Source organism: Mesorhizobium sp. M2A.F.Ca.ET.067.02.1.1 (assembly GCF_004023285.1).
Taxonomy (GTDB): Bacteria; Pseudomonadota; Alphaproteobacteria; order Rhizobiales; family Rhizobiaceae; genus Mesorhizobium.
The window spans coordinates 1-7,870 of record NZ_RZSB01000237.1 but is presented as its reverse complement, the minus strand read 5'-3'; the positions used below and the strand labels follow the sequence as shown (position 1 = coordinate 7,870).

The following is a 7,870-nucleotide window of genomic DNA, read 5'->3' as shown; positions in this document are numbered from 1 at the left end:
CGCCAGAACAAGGAATTGACGCATGAACGGACAGAATATCCGCATCCGCCTTAAAGCGTTTGACCACCGGGTGCTCGACGCCTCGACGCGCGAAATCGTGTCGACCGCCAAGCGCACCGGCGCCAACGTCCGCGGCCCCATCCCGCTGCCGACGCGGATCGAAAAATTCACGGTCAACCGGTCGCCCCACGTCGACAAGAAGAGCCGCGAGCAGTTCGAGATGCGTACGCACAAGCGTCTGCTCGACATCGTCGATCCGACCCCGCAGACGGTCGATGCTTTGATGAAGCTCGATCTGGCCGCCGGTGTCGACGTCGAGATCAAGCTCTAAAGGAATGAGAACGCGGTAAGGGGCGGTGCCCCTGGCCCGGAACTCTAAAGGAATTGAACCGATGCGTTCAGGTGTGATTGCAAAGAAGGTGGGAATGACCCGCATCTATAACGATGCCGGGGAACACGTTCCCGTCACCGTTCTCCAGATGGAGAACTGCCAGGTCGTGGCTCAGCGCACGCAGGAGAAGAACGGCTACACCGCCGTCCAGCTCGGCGTTGGCCTTGCCAAGGTGAAGAACACGTCGAAGGCGATGCGCGGCCATTTCGCCGCTGCGTCCGTCGAGCCCAAGGCCAAGGTCGCGGAGTTCCGCGTCTCCGCCGACAACATGATCGACGTCGGCGCCGAGCTGACCGTGGAGCATTTCGTCGCCGGCCAGAAGGTCGACGTCACCGGCACTTCGACCGGCAAGGGTTTCCAGGGCGTGATCAAGCGCCACCACATGGGTGGTGGCCGCGCCACGCACGGTAACTCGGTCTCGCACCGCACGCACGGCTCGACCGGCCAGCGCCAGGACCCCGGCAAGGTGTTCAAGGGCAAGAAGATGGCCGGCCACATGGGCGACACCCGCGTCACGACGCAGAATGTCGAGGTTGTCTCGACCGATGCCGACCGCGGCCTGATCCTGATCCGCGGCGCGGTTCCCGGCGTCAAAGGCGCCTGGATCCTGGTTCGCGACGCTGCCAAGGTTGCGCTGCCGGCCAACGCGCCGAAGCCCGCCGCGATCCGTGCCGCTGCTGCTGCCAAGAACGAAGCCCCGGCCACTGAGGGAGCGGAATAATGGACCTCAAGATTAAAACGCTGGGCGGCAAGGACGCCGGCGAGCTGAAGCTCTCCGAAGAGATTTTCGGCCTCGACCCGCGCGAGGACATCCTGCAGCGCGTCGTGCGCTGGCAGCTCGCCAAGAAGCAGCAGGGCACGCACAAGGCCAAGGGCCGCGCCGAGATCGCGCGCACCGGCGCCAAGATGTACAAGCAGAAGGGTACGGGGCGCGCCCGTCACCACTCGGCTCGCGCTCCGCAGTTCCGCGGCGGCGGCAAGGCGCACGGCCCGGTCGTGCGCAGCCATGAGCACGACCTGCCGAAGAAGGTGCGCGCGCTGGGCCTGAAGCATGCTCTCTCGGCCAAGGCCAAGAGCGCTTCGCTCATCATCGTAGACGAGCTGAAGCTTGCCGAAGCCAAGACCAAGGCGCTGGCGGCGAACCTCGAGACGCTGGGGCTGACCAACGCGCTGGTGATCGGCGGCGCCGAGCTTGACCAGAACTTCAAGCTGGCCGCGACCAACATTCCGAACATCGACGTGCTGCCCATCCAGGGCATCAACGTCTACGACATTCTGCGCCGCGGCACGCTGGTCCTTTCCAAGGCCGCCGTCGAGGCTCTCGAGGAGCGCTTTAAATGACCGACCTCCGTCACTACGACGTGATCGTCTCGCCGGCGATCACCGAAAAGTCGACCATGGCTTCCGAGCAGAACCAGGTCGTCTTCAACGTCGCCAAGAAGGCGTCGAAGCCGGAAATCAAGGCTGCCGTGGAGGCTCTCTTCGGCGTCAAGGTGACGGCTGTGAACACGCTCGTCCGCAAGGGCAAGATCAAGCGCTTCCGCGGCACGGTTGGCCGCCAGGGCGACGTCAAGAAGGCGGTTGTGACGCTGGCCGACGGCCAGTCGATCGACGTCGCGACGGGTCTCTGAGCAAGGCCGCGAGGACAGGACAATGGCACTTAAGAAATTCAACCCGATAACGCCGAGCACCCGCCAGCTGGTCATCGTCGACCGCTCGGGCCTCTACAAGGGCAAGCCCGTCAAGGGCCTGACCGAAGGCCTGACCAAGTCGGGCGGCCGCAACAATTACGGCCGCATCACGGCCCGCTTCATCGGCGGCGGTCACAAGCGCTCGTACCGCATCATCGACTTCAAGCGTAAGAAGTACGACGTCGTCGGCACGGTCGAGCGTATCGAATACGATCCGAACCGCACCGCCTTCATCGCGCTGATCAAGTATGACGATGGCGAGCTGTCCTACATCCTGGCCCCGCAGCGTCTTGCTGCCGGCGACAAGATCGTGGCCGGCGAAGCGGTTGACGTGAAGCCGGGCAACGCGATGCCGCTGGCCTCGATGCCGGTCGGCACGATCGTCCACAACATCGAGCTGAAGCCGGGCAAGGGCGGTCAGGTCGCCCGTTCGGCTGGCGGTTACGCCCAGCTCGTCGGCCGCGACCAGGGCATGGCGATCCTGCGCCTCAACTCGGGCGAGCAGCGCGTCGTGCACGGCTCCTGCATGGCCACCGTCGGCGCGGTGTCGAACCCCGACCACGGCAACATCAACGACGGCAAGGCCGGTCGCACCGTTTGGCGCGGCAAGCGTCCGCACAATCGCGGCGTGACCATGAACCCGGTCGACCATCCGCACGGCGGCGGCGAAGGCCGCACCTCGGGCGGCCGTCATCCGGTTTCGCCCTGGGGCAAGCCGACCAAGGGCAAGAAGACGCGGTCCAACAAGGCGACCGACAAGTTCATCCTGCGCTCGCGTCATCAGCGCAAGAGCTAATAAGAGGTAACGCCAAGTGACTCGTTCGATTTGGAAAGGCCCCTTCATCGACGGCTACCTTCTCAAGAAGGTGGACAAGGTTCGTGAAGGTGGTCGCAATGAGGTGATCAAGATGTGGAGCCGTCGCTCCACCATCCTGCCGCAGTTCGTCGGCTTCACCTTCGGTGTCTACAACGGCCAGAAGCACGTCCCGGTCTCGGTGAACGAGGATATGGTCGGCCACAAGTTCGGTGAATTCGCTCCGACCCGGACCTATTACGGTCACGGCGCGGATAAGAAGGCGAAGAGGAAATAATCATGGGCAAGGCCAAAGCTCCGCGCAGGCTTGCTGATAACGAGGCGCGTGCCGTTCTGCGCACGATCCGTATCAGCCCGCAGAAGCTGAACCTGGTTGCCGCGCTGATCCGCGGCAAGAAGGTCGCGACAGCGCTTTCCGACCTCGAATTCTCGGCCAAGCGGATTTCCGGCACGGTCAAGAAGACGCTGGAATCGGCGATCGCCAACGCGGAAAACAACCACGACCTCGATGTCGACGCGCTGGTCGTGGCGGAAGCCTATGTCGGCAAGTCGATCGTCATGAAGCGTTTCCACGCTCGTGGCCGCGGTCGCGCCAGCCGTATCGAAAAGCCGTTCTCACACCTCACGATCGTCGTTCGTGAAGTCGAGGAAAAAGGGGAGGCCGCATAATGGGCCAGAAAGTCAATCCGATCGGGCTGCGTCTCGGCATCAACCGTACCTGGGATTCGCGCTGGTTCGCGAACACCGGCGAGTACGGCCAGCTGCTGCACGAGGACCTCAAGATCCGCAAGTATCTTGAGAAGGAACTCAAGCAGGCCGCGATCTCCAAGGTCGTGATCGAGCGTCCGCACAAGAAGTGCCGCGTCACCATCCACGCCGCGCGTCCGGGCCTGATCATCGGCAAGAAGGGCGCCGACATCGAGAAGCTGCGCAAGAAGCTGACCGAGATGACGAAGTCCGAAACGCACCTCAACATCGTTGAAGTGCGCAAGCCGGAAATCGACGCCACGCTGATCGCCCAGTCGATCGCCCAGCAGCTCGAGCGCCGCATCGCGTTCCGCCGCGCCATGAAGCGCGCCGTTCAGTCGGCCATGCGTCTCGGCGCCGAAGGCATCCGCATCAACTGCTCCGGCCGTCTCGGCGGCGCCGAAATCGCGCGCATGGAGTGGTACCGCGAAGGCCGCGTGCCGCTGCACACCCTGCGCGCCGATGTCGACTACGGCACGGCCGAGGCGAACACGGCTTACGGTATCTGCGGCGTCAAGGTGTGGGTGTTCAAGGGCGAGATCCTTGAGCACGACCCGATGGCTTCCGAGCGTCGCGCCACCGAAGGTGATGCAGCGCATGGCGGTGGCGGTGAGCGTGAACGCGGCCGTCGTCGCGAGAACGCCTGAGACATTTGAGAATTTGGAGTTAGAACGATGCTGCAGCCAAAGCGCACAAAGTTCCGTAAGCAGTTCAAGGGCCGTATCCACGGTACCGCCAAGGGCGGCACCAATCTGGATTTCGGCGGTTTCGGACTGAAGGCGCTTGAGCCGAACCGCGTCACCGCGCGTGAGATCGAGGCGGCCCGCCGCGCGATCACCCGCGAGATGAAGCGCGCCGGCCGCGTCTGGATCCGGGTGTTCCCGGACCTGCCGGTCACCTCGAAGCCGACCGAAGTCCGCATGGGTAAGGGCAAGGGCGCCGTCGATTATTGGGCGGCGCGCGTCAAGCCCGGCCGCATCATGTTCGAGATCGACGGCGTCAGCGAGGAGACCGCGCGTGAAGCGCTGCGTCTCGGCGCCGCCAAGCTCTCGGTCAAGACGCGCTTCGTGCAGCGCATCGCAGAATAAGGACAGGCGATCATGAAAGCCGAAGACATCCGGACCAAGACCCAGGATCAGCTGACCGACGACCTGGCCGCGCTGAAGAAGGAGCAGTTCAATCTGCGCTTCCAGAAGGCCACCGGCCAGCTCGAGAAGACCGCGCGCGTGAAGCAGGTCCGCAAGGACATCGCGCGCATCAAGACCATCGCCGCGGAAAAAGCCGCGGCCAAGAAGGGTTAAGACCATGCCGAAGCGTATCCTGCAGGGCACCGTCGTCAGCGACAAGAACGAGAAGACGGTTGTCGTCAAGGTCGAGCGTCGCTTCACGCATCCGGTGATGAAGAAGACCGTGCGCATGACCAAGAAGTACAAGGCGCACGACGAGAACAACGCCCACAAGGTTGGCGACCAGGTGTTCATCCAGGAATCGAAGCCAATTTCCAAGGACAAGCGCTGGGTTGTCGTCTCTTCGGATCAGGCTTGATCCGGGCGAACGAACCGAATTTTGGACAGACCGGGGAGGGGTGAAAGCACCCGTCCCGTTAGAAAAGAAGAAGGCGGCCAGTCATGATTCAGATGCAAACAAACCTCGACGTCGCGGACAATTCCGGCGCCCGTCGTGTCATGTGCATCAAGGTGCTGGGCGGCTCGAAGCGGAAATATGCCTCCGTCGGCGACATCATCGTGGTGTCGATCAAGGAAGCCATTCCGCGCGGCCGCGTTAAGAAGGGCGATGTGATGAAGGCGGTCGTGGTTCGCACGGCCAAGGACATCCGCCGTCCGGACGGCAGCGTGATCCGTTTCGACAAGAACGCGGCCGTTCTCGTCGACAATAAGAAAGAGCCGATCGGCACCCGTATCTTCGGACCGGTTCCGCGCGAGCTGCGCGCCAAGAACCACATGAAGATCATCTCGCTCGCGCCTGAAGTGCTGTAAGGAGCCGGACCAATGCAAAAGATCAAAAAAGGCGACAAGGTCGTCGTGCTGGCCGGCAAGGACAAGGGCCGTTCGGGCGAAGTCCTATCGGTGCAGCCGAAGGAAGACACCGCGGTTGTCCGCGGCGTGAACCTCATTCGCCGTCACCAGAAGCAGACCCAGTCCCAAGAGGGCGGGATCATCACCAAGGAAGCGCCGATCCACCTGTCGAACATCGCGCTGGCCGACCCCAAGGACGGCAAGCCGACCCGCGTCGGCTTCACCATCCAGAAGGACGGCAAGAAGGTGCGCGTCGCCAAGCGTTCGGGAGAAGTCATCAATGGCTAAGGCTGAAACCAAGCAGGCAACTGCCAAGAACGAGCCGCGCCTCAAGAAGGTCTATCAGGAGACCATCCGCAAGGCGCTGCAGGAGCAGTTCGGCTACGACAACGAGATGCAGGTTCCGCGCATCGACAAGATCGTGCTGAACATGGGCGTCGGCGAAGCAACCGCCGATTCCAAGAAGCCCTCGGTCGCGGCCGAGGATCTCGCGCTGATCGCCGGCCAGAAGGCCGTCGTCACCCGCGCCCGCAACTCGATTGCCGGCTTCAAGGTGCGCGAGAACATGCCGATCGGCGCCAAGGTCACGCTGCGCAAGGAACGCATGTACGAGTTCCTCGACCGCCTCGTGAACATCGCGCTGCCGCGCGTTCGCGACTTCCGCGGACTGAACCCGAAGAGCTTTGACGGCCGTGGCAACTACGCCATGGGCATCAAAGAACACATCGTGTTCCCGGAGATCAACTACGACAAGGTTGATCAGGTCTGGGGCATGGACGTCATCGTTTGTACGACGGCGAAGACGGATGACGAGGCCAGGGCTCTGCTCAAGGCCTTCAACTTCCCCTTCCGCCAGTAACGGCAGCGAAAAAGGAAAAATCTGAAATGGCAAAGACCAGCTCAGTCGAGAAGAACAACCGGCGCCGCAAGCTCGCCGACCAGTACGCCGCCAAGCGCACGGCGCTCAAGGCCATCATCATGGATCAGTCCAAGCCGATGGAAGAGCGTTTCCGCGCCCAGTTGAAGCTGTCGGCGCTGCCGCGCAACTCGGCCAAGATCCGCATCCGCAACCGTTGCGAAGTCACGGGGCGTCCGCGTGCCTACTATCGCAAGCTGAAGCTTTCGCGTATCGCGCTTCGCGATCTGGGCAACACCGGCCAGATCCCGGGCCTGGTCAAGTCGAGCTGGTAAGGAGACACTGAGATGTCATTGAGCGATCCTCTCGGCGATATGCTGACCCGCATCCGCAACGCCTATGGCCGCAAGAAGTCGAGCGTCTCGACCCCGGCCTCGCGTCTGCGCGCCCGCGTCCTCGAAGTGCTGAAGTCGGAAGGCTATATCCGCGACTACAGCCAGACCGATTTCGAAAACGGCAAGTCTGAAATCGAGATCGAGCTGAAGTATTTCGACGGCGCTCCGGTCGTGCGCGAAATCGAGCGCGTCTCGAAGCCCGGCCGCCGCGTCTATGTCTCGGCCAAGTCGATCCCGCAGGTCGCCAACGGCCTCGGCATCGCCATCCTTTCGACGCCAAAGGGCGTCATGGCCGACCATGAAGCGCGCGAGCAGAATGTCGGCGGCGAGATCCTCTGCCAGATCTTCTGATCGGCCAAGAGATTGATGAATGGGCTTCGGTTCTCGGGATCGCGCCCGGGAACTGGAACCTGAAACCAAAGAAGTGACGAGGACAACAAAATGTCTCGTATCGGAAAGAAACCCGTTTCGCTGCCGCAGGGCGTGACCGCCTCCGTCAACGGCCAGACCGTGACGGCGAAGGGCCCGAAGGGCGAGCTGAAGTTCGTGGTGAACGACGAAGTGCTGGTCAAGATGGAGAACAACGAGATCTCCGTCGAGCCGCGCGACCAGACCAAGAACGCCCGCTCCAAGTGGGGCATGTCGCGCACGCAGATCGTCAACATCCTGCAGGGCGTGAAGGACGGCTTCGAGAAGAAGCTCGAGATCACCGGCGTCGGCTATCGTGCGGCGTTGCAGGGCAAGAACCTGCAACTCGCGCTTGGCTTCAGCCACGACGTCGTCTACGAGACGCCGCAGGGCATCACCATCACGGTGCCGAAGCCGACCGAGATCACGGTCTCGGGCATCGACAAGCAGCAGGTCGGCCAGGTCGCCGCCGAGATCCGCGAGTATCGCGGTCCGGAGCCGTACAAGGGCAAGGGCGTGCGCTATGCCGACG

General features: G+C 62.7%; 17 protein-coding genes. All 17 read left to right on the top strand.

The annotated features are described in order from the left end of the window. The first annotated feature begins 22 nt into the window (after positions 1 to 22). Positions 23 to 331, top strand: coding sequence for a 30S ribosomal protein S10 (rpsJ, locus tag EOA28_RS17450; RefSeq protein WP_006205468.1), 309 nt, complete (start codon positions 23 to 25; stop codon positions 329 to 331). Between the two features lie 61 nt (positions 332 to 392). Beyond that, on the top strand, positions 393 to 1,112 hold the full coding sequence (gene rplC, locus EOA28_RS17445; protein WP_127252190.1) for a 50S ribosomal protein L3: 720 nt from the start codon (positions 393 to 395) through the stop codon (positions 1,110 to 1,112). Beyond that, on the top strand, positions 1,112 to 1,732 hold the full coding sequence (gene rplD, locus EOA28_RS17440) for a 50S ribosomal protein L4 (protein ID WP_127252189.1): 621 nt from the start codon (positions 1,112 to 1,114) through the stop codon (positions 1,730 to 1,732). The genes rplC and rplD overlap by 1 nt, the downstream gene beginning before the upstream one ends. Then, positions 1,729 to 2,022 (top strand): 50S ribosomal protein L23, encoded by a 294-nt coding sequence (locus tag EOA28_RS17435; protein ID WP_040983033.1) that lies wholly within the window; start codon positions 1,729 to 1,731, stop codon positions 2,020 to 2,022. Before rplD ends, EOA28_RS17435 begins: the two co-directional genes overlap by 4 nt. A gap of 22 nt (positions 2,023 to 2,044) precedes the next feature. Continuing rightward, positions 2,045 to 2,878: a 50S ribosomal protein L2 gene (rplB, locus tag EOA28_RS17430; protein ID WP_126082803.1), complete on the top strand. Its 834-nt coding sequence runs from the start codon at positions 2,045 to 2,047 to the stop codon at positions 2,876 to 2,878. A gap of 16 nt (positions 2,879 to 2,894) precedes the next feature. After that, a complete protein-coding gene (gene rpsS, locus EOA28_RS17425; RefSeq protein ID WP_006205463.1) occupies positions 2,895 to 3,173 on the top strand; it encodes a 30S ribosomal protein S19 in 279 nt (92 codons plus the stop codon). A 2-nt stretch (positions 3,174 to 3,175) separates the two neighbouring features. After that, the gene (gene rplV, locus EOA28_RS17420) at positions 3,176 to 3,565 is read left to right on the top strand and encodes a 50S ribosomal protein L22 (protein ID WP_010909277.1); all 390 of its coding nucleotides are present in this window, start codon (positions 3,176 to 3,178) and stop codon (positions 3,563 to 3,565) included. After that, positions 3,565 to 4,290: a 30S ribosomal protein S3 gene (gene rpsC / locus EOA28_RS17415; RefSeq protein ID WP_127252188.1), complete on the top strand. Its 726-nt coding sequence runs from the start codon at positions 3,565 to 3,567 to the stop codon at positions 4,288 to 4,290. Before rplV ends, rpsC begins: the two co-directional genes overlap by 1 nt. A 27-nt stretch (positions 4,291 to 4,317) precedes the next feature. Beyond that, on the top strand, positions 4,318 to 4,731 hold the full coding sequence (gene rplP / locus EOA28_RS17410) for a 50S ribosomal protein L16 (protein ID WP_027170364.1): 414 nt from the start codon (positions 4,318 to 4,320) through the stop codon (positions 4,729 to 4,731). A gap of 12 nt (positions 4,732 to 4,743) precedes the next feature. Next, positions 4,744 to 4,944: a 50S ribosomal protein L29 gene (gene rpmC / locus EOA28_RS17405; protein WP_042642190.1), complete on the top strand. Its 201-nt coding sequence runs from the start codon at positions 4,744 to 4,746 to the stop codon at positions 4,942 to 4,944. Positions 4,945 to 4,948: 4 nt separating this feature from the next. Continuing rightward, positions 4,949 to 5,188: a 30S ribosomal protein S17 gene (gene rpsQ / locus EOA28_RS17400; RefSeq protein WP_023675136.1), complete on the top strand. Its 240-nt coding sequence runs from the start codon at positions 4,949 to 4,951 to the stop codon at positions 5,186 to 5,188. Positions 5,189 to 5,271: 83 nt separating this feature from the next. Further along, a complete protein-coding gene (gene rplN / locus EOA28_RS17395; RefSeq protein ID WP_006205457.1) occupies positions 5,272 to 5,640 on the top strand; it encodes a 50S ribosomal protein L14 in 369 nt (122 codons plus the stop codon). A 12-nt stretch (positions 5,641 to 5,652) separates the two neighbouring features. Further along, on the top strand, positions 5,653 to 5,967 hold the full coding sequence (gene rplX / locus EOA28_RS17390; protein WP_042642195.1) for a 50S ribosomal protein L24: 315 nt from the start codon (positions 5,653 to 5,655) through the stop codon (positions 5,965 to 5,967). Then, positions 5,960 to 6,538 (top strand): 50S ribosomal protein L5, encoded by a 579-nt coding sequence (gene rplE / locus EOA28_RS17385; RefSeq protein ID WP_126082801.1) that lies wholly within the window; start codon positions 5,960 to 5,962, stop codon positions 6,536 to 6,538. The genes rplX and rplE overlap by 8 nt, the downstream gene beginning before the upstream one ends. 26 nt (positions 6,539 to 6,564) lie before the next feature. Continuing rightward, positions 6,565 to 6,870, top strand: coding sequence for a 30S ribosomal protein S14 (gene rpsN / locus EOA28_RS17380; protein ID WP_042642199.1), 306 nt, complete (start codon positions 6,565 to 6,567; stop codon positions 6,868 to 6,870). 12 nt (positions 6,871 to 6,882) lie between these two features. Continuing rightward, positions 6,883 to 7,281 (top strand): 30S ribosomal protein S8, encoded by a 399-nt coding sequence (rpsH, locus tag EOA28_RS17375; RefSeq protein WP_042642201.1) that lies wholly within the window; start codon positions 6,883 to 6,885, stop codon positions 7,279 to 7,281. A gap of 90 nt (positions 7,282 to 7,371) precedes the next feature. After that, the coding region (rplF, locus tag EOA28_RS17370) for a 50S ribosomal protein L6 (RefSeq protein ID WP_128315087.1) at positions 7,372 to 7,870 on the top strand (499 nt) is incomplete at its 3' end.